Below are 12,974 nucleotides of genomic sequence, written 5' to 3'. Positions count from 1 at the left end.
AGAGCAGATGTCGTTGAGCAAGGGAACGTCCGTGGAATGGAACACGCCGCAGGGCAAGACACACGGCAAAATTGTGGAAAAGAAAACCAGCGACTTCGAACTGGACGGCAACAAGCACCGTGCCAGCGAAGACGAGCCCCAGTACGTGGTGGAATCGGCGAAGACCGGCGCGCGGGCTGCCCACAAGGCCTCCGCCCTGACGGAAAAGAAGTAGCACGGTGCCCGCACAGCACGAGGTTGTGATCATTGGCGGCGGCAATGCCGGCATCTCCCTGGCTGCCCGGCTGGAGCGCTACGGCGTCAAGGATGTGGCCGTCATCGAGCCCCGCGAGCACCATTACTTCCAGCCGCTGTTCTCCCACATCGCCGGCGGCAGGGCAGCAGCCAAGGAAGCCGTCCGGCCGCAGGAGCCCCTGATCCCGAAGGGTGTCACCTGGATCCGCGATTCCGCCACGGGCGTGGACACGGACTCGAACACGGTCACCCTTGAGTCCGGAGCCACCGTGGCATACGGCCAGCTGGTGGTATGCCCGGGCCTGCAGTACGACTGGGACGCGGTGCCCGGCCTGGCCGAGGCTGTGCATTCCCCCAATGGGGCTTCCCACTACGAATTCGAGTTGGCGCCCAAAGCCTGGACGCTGCTCAGCGGCTTGAAATCCGGCACCGCCGTGTTCACCATGCCCGCCGGCCCCATCAAGTGCGGCGGCGCTGCGCAAAAGCCGATGTACCTTGCCTGCGACTACTGGCGGGAACAGGGCGTCCTGGACCAGATCCGGGTTGTGATGGTCCAGCCCTACCCCACTGTGTTCGGGGTGGCGGAGGTGGACCGGGAACTGGACCGCAAGATCGCCGAGTACGGCATCGAACTTCGGACCAACAGCGAACTGGTGTCCGTCGATGCTGCGGGCCAGAAGGCGACCGTGCGGAACATCGAGTCGGGCGTCGAGGAAAACCTGCACTACGACGTCCTCAACGCCGTCCCGCCCCAGTCGGCGCCGGACTGGCTCAAGGCAACGGACCTGCCCGCCCCGGCTGAGGCGGGCGGCTTTGTGGAGGTGGACCGGCAAACCCTCCGGCATATCCGGTTCCACAACGTATGGTCCCTCGGCGACGCGGCCGGGACCACCAACTCCAAGTCAGGCGGTGCCCTGCGCAAGCAGACCAAGGTGCTGGCCAAGAACCTGGTGGCTGCCCGGAAGGGGAAACCGCTGCCGGCTAAGTACAACGGCTACTCCGTGTGCCCGTTCACGGTGTCGCGCAACACCGTGGTGTTTGCGGAGTTCGACGACCGGTACCGGCCCATGCCTACGATCCCCCGTGTGCCCACCTGGAACGAGAGCAAGCTGTCCTGGGTGGTGGACCGGGACATCTTCCCGCAGGTGTACTGGAACCTAATCCTCAAGGGCCGCGCCTGAGGGGTGCGAGAGCGTTTCCGGAAAAGGCGCATCAAGTGAGAGAGCGCTTGAGAAAAGGCCGCATCAAGTGAGAGAGCGTCGCTGGGGGTTTCGGCGTTTAGGGCCTGGTCCGTTTTAGGGCCTGGTCGACGCGCCACTCGTCGGCCAGGACCGCGAAGATCAGCTCGGTGGCCCACTGGCCTTTGTAGTGCCACTTGTCCACGTGCCGTGCTTCCTGCCGCATGCCCAGCCGGCAGCAGAGCTCGGCCGATGCCGTGTTGAGTTCGTCCAGGCGCGCCTCGATCCGGTGCAGGCCCAGCTCCTCGAAACCAAGCCGAAGCATCTCCGCTGCGGCCTCCGTGGCGTAGCCCTTGCCCCTGGCACCCGGCGCCAGGGCCCATCCCACCTCGCCCTGCCCCCGGCCCGGCAGCCATTTCAGCACCACCTCGCCCTGCAGGCCGGCCTGGTCCGCGGACTCGATGGCGAGCGCCACCCAGTCGCCCTCCTTCTCGAAAACGAAGTTGGCGTACCGGCCCACGCGCTCCATCGACTGGGTGTAGCTCTTGGCCGGTCCGGGCAGGAACCGGGCCGTCTCCGCCAGCGAATGATACGCGTGGAAGGCGTCCAGGTCACGGCCCTCGAAGCGGCGCAGGACCAGCCGCTCGGTGCGGATCGGCAGGGTGATCTCAGGCATGGGAAGGAGGCTACCGGCCAGACCCGGATCCTACGACGGCGGCCGTCGCCTCCGCGATGGCGCGTTCCTCGTCGGTGGGAACCACCAGGACGGGGATGGCGGACTGCGGGGCGGAAATGACGCGGGGTTCTTTGGACCGCTCCGCGTTCAGGCCGGCGTCGAGCTCTATGCCCAGGGCACCCAGCTTCTCCGCCACGAGCGCGCGGAACTGGTGTGAGTTCTCGCCGATGCCGGCGGTGAACACCAGTGCCTTGGCTCCGCCCACGGCCACGTGGTAGCCCCCGATGTATTTGGCCAGCCGATACGAGGTGACGCCGAGCGCGGTGGCCGCCTTGGCGTCGCCGGCCTCGGATGCCTCGACCACGGAGCGCATGTCGTTGTTGCCGGCCAGGCCCTTCAGCCCGGATTCGCGGTTGAGCATGGTGTCGATGTCTTCAGGGGTCCAGCCGGCCCGGCCGAGGAACACCAGGATGGAGGGGTCCAGGTCGCCCGAACGGGTGCCCATCACCAGGCCCTCCAGCGGGGTGAAGCCCATGGACGTGTCCACGGAGTGGCCGCCCCGGATGGCCGTGACGGAGGCGCCGTTGCCAAGGTGGGCGATGACGCCGTCGAACTCCTCAACCCGAAGGTCCAGCAGCGCGGCGGCGCGGCGGGTGACGTACTCATGGGACGTGCCGTGGAAGCCGTAGCGGCGGATGCCGTGGTTCGTGTAGAGCTCGTCCGGGACGGCGTAGCGCCAGGCGTGCTCCGGAAGGGTACGGTGGAAAGCTGTATCAAACACAGCCACCTGCGGCATGTCCGGCCACTTTTTGGTGATCGCACGGATGCCCAGGACGTTGGCCGGGTTGTGCAGGGGCGCCAGCGGGTTGAGCCGCTCGATCGCGCGGGTGATCTCGTTGTCGATCAGCACCGGCTCTGCGAACCGCTCGCCGCCATGCACCACGCGGTGCCCCACCGCGGCCAGCTCCAGGCCGCCCAGCTCCTGATGGATGGCTGCGTCCACCTGCTCCAGCGCCTCGGCGTGGTCCCGCGGGCCCTCGATCTCGCCGTCACCGTCGCCGCCGTTGCCCATGCCGATTTTTTCGATCAGCCCCTCGGTCAAGACGCTTCCTGCGGCGACGTCGCGCACTTGGTACTTGAGCGAGGACGAGCCGGAATTGATGACAAGCACGAGCATGCGGGGCCTCCTGAGCCTGGCTTCTGCAGTTCAAACCACACTATAGGTTGCCCCGGTGCCGTGCAGTTTCCTTGCGGATGGGGGCGGGCTGTGCCTAGAGTCGGCGGACAGGCTGGACCACGCCCCGAGAGGACAATTCCATGACCAACGAGCCCGCATCGATCGACGAGAACGACCCCACCAACACGGGTTCCAGCAGCACGGCGCCCCTCAATCCGCAGGCGGACTCCGACGCCGGCCCAGGCTCCGGTACCAAGGATCCCACTGTGGTTGAGGGCGCCAACCCGGCCCTGGACGACACCGGCAACGTCAAGGCCGCCGAAACGGGCGAAGCCCCGCAGGCCCCCGAAAATACCGAGGACCTGGACCTGACGCCGCAGGGCCTGTCCGACGAGCCCGCCAAGCAGGAGGACGAGCAAAGCCTGGCCAAGCCGGACAACAGCTGACCCCTGCAAAAGGACGACGTCGGCACCCCAACCGGGTGCCGACGTCGTCCTTTTGCTTTCGAGGCCTTGGCCACTCCTAGGAGGCCGGCGCCTGCGCCTGGATGGCCGTGATGGCCACGGTGTTCACGATGTCCTCAACGGTGCAGCCGCGGGAGAGGTCGTTGACCGGCTTCCGCAGCCCCTGCAGGACGGGCCCGACGGCGACAGCCCCCGAGCTTTGCTGCACCGCCTTGTACGTGTTGTTGCCGGTGTTGAGGTCCGGGAAGATGAACACGCTGGCCTGCCCGGCCACGGAGGAGCCCGGCATTTTGGACTCGGCGATCGAAGCATCCACGGCGGCGTCGTACTGGATGGGGCCTTCGACGGCGAGGTCGGGACGGCGCTGGCGGACCAGCTCGGTGGCCTGCCGCACCTCGTCCACGGCCGAGCCGGAACCGGAACCGCCGGTGGAGTAGGAGAGCATAGCCACCCGCGGTTCGACGCCGAACTGGGCTGCGGTCTCGGCGGATGCCAGCGCGATATCCGCCAGCTGCTCCACGTTCGGGTCCGGGTTCACTGCGCAGTCACCATAGACCAGCACCCGGTCCGGCATCAGCATCAGGAACACGGACGACACGATTTTCACGCCCTCGCGGGTCTTCACGAACTCCAGCGCGGGCCGGATGGTGTGCGCGGTGGTGTGGGCAGCCCCGGACACCATCCCGTCCACCACACCCAACTGGACCATCATGGTGCCGAAGTAGCTGACATCCTGCATGATCTCCAGGGCCTTGGCCAGGTCCACACCCTTGTGTGCACGGAGTTCCGAGTACTGCTCGGCGAACTTCTGCCGCAGGTCGGAGGTGGCGGGATCCACGATGTTGATTCCGGACAGGTCGATACCGCGGGCAGCGGCCAGCTCGCGGACGTCGGATTCGGGCCCTAGGACGGTCAGGTCACAGACGTCGCGGCGGTGCAGGATTTCCGCCGCGCGCAGGATCCGCACATCCGTCCCCTCGGGGAGGACTACGTGGCGGCGCTGGGCCCGGGCCCGTTCGATGAGGTCGTGTAGGAAGCGGAGCGGGGTCATCCGCTCGGCCCGCGGCAGGTGCAGCCGTTCCACCAGCTCCGCCTCATCCACGCTGCGGGACCAGAGTCCCAGGGCCGAGGCCACCTTGCGGCGGTGCCCGGACCAGATCTCGCTCCGGACTTCCGAGACGCGGCGGGCCGTGGTGTAGGTGTCCTCTTGGGCGGCGAACACCGGGAACGGCGCCTGGGCCAGGAGAGGATAGATGTTGGCGTCCGGCGCCAGCCCGCCTGTGAGGATGAGCGCTGAAGCCACCGGAAACTCCGGTGAGAAGGACGACGCGAGGCAGGCCACCATCACGTCGGCGCGGTCCCCGGGCACAATCACCAGGGCGCCCTCGTCCAGCACGTTCAGGAAGTTGCCCACGTTCATGGCAGCCACCTTGATGTCCCGGACGTCGCGCTCCATATCCGCCCGGCCGGCAATCTGCCGCACGCCAAGCGCGGCAGCCACTTCCCCGGTGGTGGGGCGGGCGATTTCCTCCAGCTCGGGCAGCACGTAGACCGGCCGCTTGGAGGCGCCGGGCTTGACGGCGGCGGCGATAGCGTCGACGTCGTCCGGGTCAGCGCGGTTCACCATGATGGCCAGCAGCGCGCATTTCTCCGCGGCGAGCTCCTTGCGGGCAACCTCGACGGCGGCCGCCGCCTCCGCCACGGTCCGTCCCTTGGCGCCGACCACGGCCACCACGGGGGCGGCCAGGTTGTTGGCCAGGCGCGCGTTGAGGTCGAATTCGACGGCGGCGTCCTGGCCGGTGAGGTCGGTGCCCTCCACGATCACCACGTCGCAGTGGCGGGACATTTCGGCGAAGATTTCCACGCAGCGGGAGTCGATCTCCTCGCGTTTGCCTTCGGCGAGCAGGAACCGGACTTCCTCGTGGGTAAGGCCGCCGCGGCAGCGCTCATCCTCCAGCGCAAACCTGGACTTCATGAGGGCCACCATGGGATCGTCCGCCGCATTCGGCCCATGCACCACGGGTTTGAAGAAGCCGATCCTGTCGGCATGCCGGTGCAGGGTGTCCGCCAGGCCAAGGGCCACGAGGGATTTGCCCGATCCGGGGGTGGTTGCGCTGACGTAGATGCTTTTGGCCATGGTCCGCCCTTTTGCTGATGTGCTGGTGCCGGTCCTCCCATCCTTGCACTTCCCTCCCCACACGAGGGCACTTCACGCTCCGCGAGACGGGTCTTCGCGGCAATCCGGAAGCCCGGCACTGCCGTTACATGGCGTCCCGCGGGACACCGTTCCCCTTGACACCGCACCCCCTCATGGGATTACCTAATGAACATTCGGTAAATAAAGCTGGAGGCAATGACGCATGGCTGAAACAACAGTTTCCGGGGCGATCCACCCCATCCTGGAAAACGACTACGCCTCCATCTGGATGGGCATCGAGGTCCTCGCCGTCAGCGAAGGGCACGCCACCATCCGGATGACCCTTCGCCAGGAGATGCTCAACGGCTTCGGCATGGCGCATGGCGGAATGATCTTCGCCTTTGCGGACTCCGCCTTCGCCATGGCCTGCAACCCGGTCCACCCGGCACCCGGCGAGGAAAACAACATCACTGTGGCCGCCGGCGTCGACATCAACTTCCTCAAGCCGGCCTACCGCGGCCAGGTGATCACCGCCGTCGCGGACCGCCGCTCCAGCGCCGGGCGCAGCGGCCTGTACGACATCCAGATTTTCGCTGCCGACGCCGGCGCGCCTGCCCCGGGCGAACTCATCGCCGAGTTCCGCGGACGCAGCCGGACCATCCCCAAGAAGTAGGACAACCATGACCCTCCACGCCCCCGAAACCCCCGCCGCGACCGCAGCAACGTCCGCCGCCGCGTCTGACGCCGGCCTGGACCGCGAGGAGACAATCTCGCGCGACGAGCTCGAGGCCCTGCAGCTCACCCGGCTCCAGCACACGGTGGCCTACTCTTACGAGCGCGTGCCCCTGTACAAGCGCAAGTTCGACGAGGCCGGCATCCACCCCACCGACCTGCGTGAACTCAGCGACCTGGGCAATTTCCCGTTCACCACTAAAGAAGACCTGCGCGCCGAATACCCGTTCGGGATGTTCGCCGTGCCGCAGAGCGAAATAGCCCGGGTGCACGCCAGCTCGGGCACTACGGGCCGGCCCACCGTTGTCGGCTACACCAAGCAGGACCTGGCGGACTGGGCCAAACTCGTGGCCCGCTGCTTCCGTGCGTCCGGTATCCGCCCCGGCATGAAGGTCCACAACGCCTACGGCTACGGCCTGTTCACCGGCGGCCTGGGCGCCCATGCCGGAGCGGAAGCCCTCGGCTGCACGGTCATCCCGATGTCCGGCGGGCAGACCGAGCGCCAGATCCAGCTGATCCAGGACTTCAAGCCAGACGCCATCCTGGCCACCCCCACGTACCTGCTGACCATCGCCGACGCCATGGCGCACATGGGCATCGATCCAGCCTCCACCTCCCTGAAGTTCGCCGTCCTCGGCGCCGAGCCATGGACCCAGGAGATGCGGCATGAACTCGAAGTCACCATGAACATCAAGGCCTGCGACATCTACGGGCTTTCAGAGGTGATGGGTCCAGGCGTCGCTGGTGAGGCAGTGGAAACCCAGGACGGCAGCCACATCTGGGAGGACCACTTCCGTCCCGAAATCATCGACGCCTTCAACCCGGTGGTGGGCAAGGAAAACGTCCTTCGCGACGGCGAACACGGCGAGCTGGTCTTCACCTCGCTCACCAAGGAAGCGCTGCCCATCATCCGCTACCGCACCAAGGACCTCACCCGGCTCCTGCCCGGCACAGCCCGCCCCGCCCACCGCCGGATGGGCCGCATCACCGGCCGCAGCGACGACATGATCATCCTCCGCGGCGTCAACCTCTTCCCGTCCCAGATCGAGGAAATCGCCCTGCGGATCCCCGAGCTCAGCCCCCACTTCCAGCTCGAACTCACCCGCCCCGAGGGCCAGCGGATGGACCAGCTCACCGTCCGGATTGAACGCCGCGACGCCGTCACCCCCGAACAGAGCACGACGGCGGCGCGCAACTTGAAGGAGCAGATCAAGATCCACGTGGGCTCGTCGTGCACGGTGGATGTGGTGGAGCCGGGCTCGCTTGAGCGGTCCAACGGCAAGCTGCGGCGCATCTACGACCTGCGGCCGAAAGGCTAGGAGCAGCGCGCAGGCCGACCGACCGTTCATGAGAAACTAGGCACCATGCCCAGCACCACTGAAACAGCAAGTACAGCCGCCGGCGCCAAGCGCGGCCGGCCCGGCTACGACCAGCAGTCGGTGCTGCGCATCGCCGTCGACGTTTTCAACCGGCACGGCTACGACGCAACGTCCATGGGCATCCTGGCGGACAACCTGGGCATCTCAAAGTCGGCGATCTACCACCACGTGCCGTCCAAGGGCGACCTTCTCAAGCTCGCCCTTGACCACGCACTAGGGGGCCTTGAGGCCATCCTCGAACAACCGGAGGCTACCTCCGGCGCAGCCGATGCCCGGCTTGAGTTTGTGCTCCGGCAGACGGTGGCCGTACTGGTGGACCGCCTCCCGTTCGTCACGCTGCTCCTGCGCCTGCGCGGCAACACCGAGATCGAACGCAACGCGCTGGAACGGCGCCGCACCTTCGACCACAAGGTGGCCGCACTGATCTCCAACGCCCGGGACGAGGGCTCGCTGCGGCAGGACATCGACCCGCGGACCGTCACCCGGCTCCTGTTCGGCATGATCAACTCGATCGTGGAATGGTACAAACCCGGCGGGTCACTTTCGCCCGAAAGACTTGCCGACGACGTCATCACCATGGCGTTCGACGGGCTCCACTCCCAGCCTTAGACCCCTTCGCCCGGCCAAGATACTAAGTGTGCTTGGTATTTCTGTTGCTGCCCGGTTACGGTGGTAGAAGCAGGCAGCATCCGCAGGGAGGTCATCCATGAGCACCACCATCAGCCAGGGATTCCGCGGGCCTGCCTGCCTGCGTGCAGCAGCCGGAGGAATGGTCCTGGCGGTGTCCCTGGCCCTCACGGCGTGCACCGGTTCACCTGCTCCCCCTGCCCCCAGCGAACCGTCCGCAGCCACCACGGCCGGCGCCAACAGCCCGCCCAACGCAACGGCTTCACCCACCGTGAACGCGCCCGCTCCTGATGCGGCCGGCGGCATTCCCCAGCTGGTGGAGAACCTGGCCCCGTCCGTAGTGACCATCTTCACCGAGGGCGGGTTGGGCAGCGGTGTGGTGTATTCGGAGGACGGCCTCATCCTCACCAACGAGCATGTGGTGCGGGGCAACACTACGGTTGAGGTCGGTTTCGCGGACGGGCAGCGGGTAGAGGGGACCGTGCGGGCCACGGATCCTGTCACGGACCTGGCCCTGGTCCAGGCCAACCGCACCGGCCTGCCCAAGCCCACCTACCAGAACAGCCTTCCCCGCGTGGGAGAAGGCGCCCTGGTGCTGGGTTCCCCACTGGGCTTCGAAAACACCGCCACCGCAGGGATCATCTCCGGCCTCCACCGTTCAATTCCGGGTTCCGCCTCCAACAGCCTCTCCCTGGTGGACCTGATCCAGACTGACGCGCCCATCAGCCCCGGCAACTCCGGCGGCGCCGTCATCAACATGCGCGGTGAGATCATCGGCATCAGCGAGGCGTACATCCCGCCGTCTTCCGGCGCCGTCTCCCTCGGCTTTGCCATCCCTGCCGCCACCGCCGTCCAAGTGGCGGAAGAACTGCTCGCCGACGGCACGGCCGAACACGCCTATCTCGGTCTCACCCCGGGCGAACTGACACCGCAGATCGCGGACCAGCTGGGCATCGACGCAACCACCGGCGTCGTCGTTTTGTCCGTGGACGGGGACGGCCCTGCAGGACGCGCAGGAATCCGCCCCGGCGACGTCCTGGAATCCATGGAAGGAGTGGAGCTGAATGCGCCCGAGAAGCTCCTGGCTGAACTCCGGAACCGCAACCCCGGCGATACCGTAGGCTTCAAAGTCCAGCGGGATGACCAGACGCTGGACATCAAAGCGGACCTTATCGACCGGCCAACCGAGTAGTAAACCCAAAAGGAAGGTTAGACAATGAGCGCAAAGGAAGAACCGAACGCCGGCTTCATCATTCCGGACCCGTCCAAAGTCCGCGAGGACATTCCCCAGGATGCCGCAGACGAAGCCAACGCGATCCGCTTCAGCGAGGAGCAGGCGCTGATCGAGGAACAGTCCCACGGCATCCGCCCGGACACCTACAGCGTTCCCTCCGGCGGCCCCACCATGGATGAAGCCCGCGGCAACATGGACCTCTCCGACCAGACCGGCGCGGCGCCGTCGGACGACAGCAGCGACGACGGCCTGCACAGCGGTGCCGAATCCTGACACTTCTGGCGTAAACGACGGTAGGGGCGCCCCGGTTGATCGGGGCGCCCCTACCGCTTTCAGGGGGTATCTAGAGTTCGTACTCGGCCTGGACACCAAGCGATTCGTGGACGCAGAGGATGTTGTGCTCCGTGTCCATGAACCAGGCGCACTTCTCCGAGTTTGTGGTGCAGATGTGGTTCTCGGTCTTCAGGTTCGGCAGGTCGTAGTCCTGGAACTGCACTCCCCTGGCTTCCATGTCCCGGACGGTCCGCTCGATGTCCGTCACCTCGAAGCTGATTGCAGTGTGCTCGGAGTGTTTCCCATCCGAGACGGGCATCAACTGCAGCATCGGGCCGCCGTTGGTGCCGAGTAGTTCGCTTCCATCGTCTGTCATGCCGCGGTGCGGGATCCCGAGTTTTTCTGTGTAGAACCTGCGGGCGCGCATCGGATCATCGACTGGCAGGACGGTGGTGGCTGTGTTCATTCTTAGGGTCATATGGCCACCTCCTACGGGGAGAATTTTACGCCCGGGTGGCCTGAAAAGCGCCGCCCGTTTCCCTGCTTCAAACGCTCTCTCACTTAATGCGCCCCATCCCGAAACGCTCTCTCACTTTCTTAAGGACAGTGAGAGAGCGTCAGGGAAAAACGCGCATTAAGTGAGAGAGCGTCGGGGGGTGGGGCTACTTCGCCACGAGGGTGAGGACGTCGTAGGTGGCCACGATCTCGTCGTTCTGGTTGGTGAGCACTGCGTCCCAGGCAACCTCGCCGTACTCGTCCGTTTCGCGCGGGGTGATTTTCTTGGCAGTCAGCGTGACGCGGATTGAATCACCAGCGGCCACCGGCGTGACGAAGCGCAGGTTCTCCAGCCCGTAGTTGGCCAGTACCGGGCCCGGAGCCGGCTCAACAAAGAGTCCCGCGCCCCAGGCGAGCAAGAGGTAGCCGTGCGCCACGATGCCCGGGAAGAACGGGTTGGCTTCCGCGGCTTCCTGGTTGGTGTGGGCGTAGAACGTGTCGCCGGTGGAGTTGGCGAAAGCCGAAATATCCTCCAGCGTGACCTGGCGCAGGTCCGACCTGACGGCGTCACCAATCCGCAGCGTCTCCAGTGACTTACGGAAGGGGTGGGTTCCCTCCGTCTCAAGGGTGAAGTTGCGGTCCGCGCCGGCATGCCAGACGCCGGTAACGGCGGTGAGCATGTTGGGTGAGCCCTGGATGGCCGTGCGCTGCATGTGGTGCATCACCGAGCGGATACCGCCCAGTTCCTCGCTGCCGCCTGCCCGGCCGGGGCCGCCGTGGACCAGGTGCGGCACGGGTGAGCCATGGCCGGTGGAGCTGCGGGCGTCCTCGCGGTTGAGCATCAGGACGCGGCCGTGGTGGGCAGCGATTCCCATCACGAGTTCGCGGGCCACGGCCGGATCGTTGGTGCACACCGAGGCCACCAGGGAGCCGCTGCCGCGGGCGGCGAGGCGGATGGCATCGGGAATGTCCTTGTAGCCGATCACAGAAGAAACGGGGCCGAAGGCCTCCAGCGAGTGGACTTCCTCCGCCTCGGGGTCCTGCCAGTTCAGCAGGACGGGAGCCATGAAGGCGCCGCCGTCCGCCACGCCCGTGGACCCATCGGCGGAGGTGACCGACGGCGTTTCGAGGGTTCCGTACGCAAGCTCACCGCCGGCGTCCAGCATTGACTGCACGGCCGCGCGGACGCCCTCAAGCTGCTCAACGGAGGCCAGCGCGCCCATGGTGACGCCGTCCGCCCGAGGATCGCCCAGGACAACACGTTCAGAGATCCGTTTGCCGACGGCGGCAGACACCGCGGCTACGAGCTCCTGCGGAACGATGGCGCGGCGGATGGCGGTGCACTTCTGCCCCGCCTTCGCGGTCATCTCGGTGACAACGGACTTCACGAAGGCGTCGAATTCAGGCGTGCCCTCCACGGCGTCGGGTCCCAGGATCGCGGCGTTCAGGGAGTCGGTTTCGGAGGTGAACCGGACCCCGCCCTGGACCACGTTGGGGTGGGATTTGAGGGACAGTGCGGTGGAGGCAGAGCCGGTGAAGGCCACCAGGTCGCGGTAGTCCAGCACATCCAGCAGCCCGCGGACGGAACCGGAGATCAGCTGCAGCGAGCCCTTGGGAAGGATGTTGGATTCAACAATGGCCTTGACCACGGCTGCCGCTACGTAGCCGGTAGGCGTGGCGGGCTTGACGATAGTGGGAACGCCGGCGATGAAAGCCGGGGCGAACTTCTCCAGCATGCCCCACACCGGGAAGTTGAACGCGTTGATCTGTACGGCCACGCCCGGGATGCGGGTGTAGATATGCTCGCCCGCGAAGGAGCCGTCCTTGGACAGCACTTCCATGGGCCCGTCCACCACCACCTGCGAGTTCGGCAGTTCGCGCCGGCCCTTGGAGCCAAAAGTGAAGAGGACGCCGATGCCGCCGTCGATGTCGATCATTGAGTCGACCTTGGTGGCGCCGGTCTGGGCGGAGAAGGAGTAGAAGTGTTCGCGCCGGGCGTGGAGGTACTGCGCCAGTTCCTTGAGCTTGAGGGCGCGCTGGTGGAAGGTCAACTGGCCGAGTTCGGCCTGTCCGGTGGTGCGGCCGTAGTCGACGACGGCGGAAAGGTCCAGCCCCTCGGTGCTCACCTTGGCCAGTATCTCCCCCGTGCTCGCATCACGTACGGGGACAGCGGAACCCGTGGAACCGGCGTCGGGCGTCCACCACGCATCCATGATGAAGCTGGGCACTGTCTCCACGGTGTCGACCGTGGCCTGGGGAGCTGTGGCGGTGGTGGTCATCGTTGACGGGTCCTTCCAACAAGGGGCATACAAAGGCGGCCAGTGATTACTGACCGTCCGTTCGGTAATATATTCACCATACATGAAAG

Annotated in this window: 13 protein-coding genes; 8 read left to right on the top strand and 5 right to left on the bottom strand. The window is 66.2% G+C overall.

Going from position 1 to position 12,974, the window contains the following annotated elements; translation table 11 throughout:
* Positions 1-7: 7 nt before the first annotated feature.
* Together AC5RV1_RS08775 and AC5RV1_RS08770 are read left to right on the top strand one after the other, a co-directional pair.
* Positions 8-214, top strand: a complete 207-nt coding sequence (locus AC5RV1_RS08775) for a hypervirulence associated TUDOR domain-containing protein (protein ID WP_163168045.1) — start codon at positions 8-10, stop codon at positions 212-214.
* A 4-nt stretch (positions 215-218) separates the two neighbouring features.
* On the top strand, positions 219-1,415 hold the full coding sequence (locus AC5RV1_RS08770; RefSeq protein ID WP_493947083.1) for an NAD(P)/FAD-dependent oxidoreductase: 1,197 nt from the start codon (positions 219-221) through the stop codon (positions 1,413-1,415).
* A gap of 97 nt (positions 1,416-1,512) precedes the next feature.
* Here the strand turns inward: AC5RV1_RS08770 and AC5RV1_RS08765 are convergent, their stop codons facing one another.
* Together AC5RV1_RS08765 and AC5RV1_RS08760 are read right to left on the bottom strand one after the other, a co-directional pair.
* Positions 1,513-2,088 (bottom strand): GNAT family N-acetyltransferase, encoded by a 576-nt coding sequence (locus tag AC5RV1_RS08765; RefSeq protein WP_493994217.1) that lies wholly within the window; start codon positions 2,086-2,088, stop codon positions 1,513-1,515.
* Between the two features lie 10 nt (positions 2,089-2,098).
* On the bottom strand, positions 2,099-3,265 hold the full coding sequence (locus AC5RV1_RS08760) for an acetate kinase (RefSeq protein ID WP_493994216.1): 1,167 nt from the start codon (positions 3,263-3,265) through the stop codon (positions 2,099-2,101).
* 140 nt (positions 3,266-3,405) lie between these two features.
* Between AC5RV1_RS08760 and AC5RV1_RS08755 the strand changes: the two genes are divergently transcribed.
* Positions 3,406-3,711 (top strand): hypothetical protein, encoded by a 306-nt coding sequence (locus tag AC5RV1_RS08755; RefSeq protein WP_493947087.1) that lies wholly within the window; start codon positions 3,406-3,408, stop codon positions 3,709-3,711.
* Positions 3,712-3,787: 76 nt separating this feature from the next.
* Here AC5RV1_RS08755 and pta read toward each other — a convergent pair whose 3' ends face one another.
* A complete protein-coding gene (gene pta, locus AC5RV1_RS08750; RefSeq protein WP_493947088.1) occupies positions 3,788-5,866 on the bottom strand; it encodes a phosphate acetyltransferase in 2,079 nt (692 codons plus the stop codon).
* Between the two features lie 223 nt (positions 5,867-6,089).
* On the opposite strand from pta, the gene AC5RV1_RS08745 reads away from it, so the two are divergent.
* The 5 genes from AC5RV1_RS08745 (at position 6,090) to AC5RV1_RS08725 (ending at position 10,111) form a co-directional block, all read left to right on the top strand.
* Positions 6,090-6,539, top strand: a complete 450-nt coding sequence (locus tag AC5RV1_RS08745; RefSeq protein WP_458781141.1) for a hotdog fold thioesterase — start codon at positions 6,090-6,092, stop codon at positions 6,537-6,539.
* A gap of 7 nt (positions 6,540-6,546) precedes the next feature.
* On the top strand, positions 6,547-7,917 hold the full coding sequence (locus AC5RV1_RS08740) for an AMP-binding protein (protein WP_493994215.1): 1,371 nt from the start codon (positions 6,547-6,549) through the stop codon (positions 7,915-7,917).
* 45 nt (positions 7,918-7,962) lie between these two features.
* Positions 7,963-8,586 carry a TetR/AcrR family transcriptional regulator gene (locus AC5RV1_RS08735; RefSeq protein WP_493947090.1) on the top strand — a complete coding sequence of 208 codons (624 nt, stop codon included), beginning with the start codon at positions 7,963-7,965 and terminating at the stop codon, positions 8,584-8,586.
* A gap of 97 nt (positions 8,587-8,683) precedes the next feature.
* Positions 8,684-9,796 carry a S1C family serine protease gene (locus AC5RV1_RS08730; RefSeq protein ID WP_493994214.1) on the top strand — a complete coding sequence of 371 codons (1,113 nt, stop codon included), beginning with the start codon at positions 8,684-8,686 and terminating at the stop codon, positions 9,794-9,796.
* Positions 9,797-9,820: 24 nt separating this feature from the next.
* Positions 9,821-10,111 carry a hypothetical protein gene (locus AC5RV1_RS08725; protein WP_163168054.1) on the top strand — a complete coding sequence of 97 codons (291 nt, stop codon included), beginning with the start codon at positions 9,821-9,823 and terminating at the stop codon, positions 10,109-10,111.
* Positions 10,112-10,181: 70 nt separating this feature from the next.
* Here AC5RV1_RS08725 and AC5RV1_RS08720 read toward each other — a convergent pair whose 3' ends face one another.
* Positions 10,182-10,589 carry a VOC family protein gene (locus AC5RV1_RS08720; protein WP_493947094.1) on the bottom strand — a complete coding sequence of 136 codons (408 nt, stop codon included), beginning with the start codon at positions 10,587-10,589 and terminating at the stop codon, positions 10,182-10,184.
* A 184-nt stretch (positions 10,590-10,773) separates the two neighbouring features.
* Positions 10,774-12,885 (bottom strand): phenylacetic acid degradation bifunctional protein PaaZ, encoded by a 2,112-nt coding sequence (paaZ, locus tag AC5RV1_RS08715; protein WP_493994213.1) that lies wholly within the window; start codon positions 12,883-12,885, stop codon positions 10,774-10,776.
* Positions 12,886-12,974: the final 89 nt, after the last annotated feature.

The sequence above is a fragment of the Arthrobacter sp. Hb9-2 genome, assembly GCF_059091165.1.
The sequence above is the reverse complement of the archived record's forward strand: the minus strand, read 5'-3'. Positions and strand labels throughout refer to the sequence as shown.

Excerpts from the sequence above, each read along its gene's own strand:
- AC5RV1_RS08775 (WP_163168045.1), top strand. The coding sequence starts at position 8 with ATGTCGTTGAGCAAGGGAACGTCCGTGGAATGGAACACGCCGCAGGGC.
- AC5RV1_RS08765 (WP_493994217.1), bottom strand. The coding sequence starts at position 2,088 with ATGCCTGAGATCACCCTGCCGATCCGCACCGAGCGGCTGGTCCTGCGC.
- AC5RV1_RS08760 (WP_493994216.1), bottom strand. The coding sequence starts at position 3,265 with ATGCTCGTGCTTGTCATCAATTCCGGCTCGTCCTCGCTCAAGTACCAA.
- AC5RV1_RS08755 (WP_493947087.1), top strand. The coding sequence starts at position 3,406 with ATGACCAACGAGCCCGCATCGATCGACGAGAACGACCCCACCAACACG.
- pta (WP_493947088.1), bottom strand. The coding sequence starts at position 5,866 with ATGGCCAAAAGCATCTACGTCAGCGCAACCACCCCCGGATCGGGCAAA.
- AC5RV1_RS08745 (WP_458781141.1), top strand. The coding sequence starts at position 6,090 with ATGGCTGAAACAACAGTTTCCGGGGCGATCCACCCCATCCTGGAAAAC.
- AC5RV1_RS08740 (WP_493994215.1), top strand. The coding sequence starts at position 6,547 with ATGACCCTCCACGCCCCCGAAACCCCCGCCGCGACCGCAGCAACGTCC.
- AC5RV1_RS08735 (WP_493947090.1), top strand. The coding sequence starts at position 7,963 with ATGCCCAGCACCACTGAAACAGCAAGTACAGCCGCCGGCGCCAAGCGC.
- AC5RV1_RS08730 (WP_493994214.1), top strand. The coding sequence starts at position 8,684 with ATGAGCACCACCATCAGCCAGGGATTCCGCGGGCCTGCCTGCCTGCGT.
- AC5RV1_RS08725 (WP_163168054.1), top strand. The coding sequence starts at position 9,821 with ATGAGCGCAAAGGAAGAACCGAACGCCGGCTTCATCATTCCGGACCCG.
- AC5RV1_RS08720 (WP_493947094.1), bottom strand. The coding sequence starts at position 10,589 with ATGACCCTAAGAATGAACACAGCCACCACCGTCCTGCCAGTCGATGAT.
- paaZ (WP_493994213.1), bottom strand. The coding sequence starts at position 12,885 with ATGACCACCACCGCCACAGCTCCCCAGGCCACGGTCGACACCGTGGAG.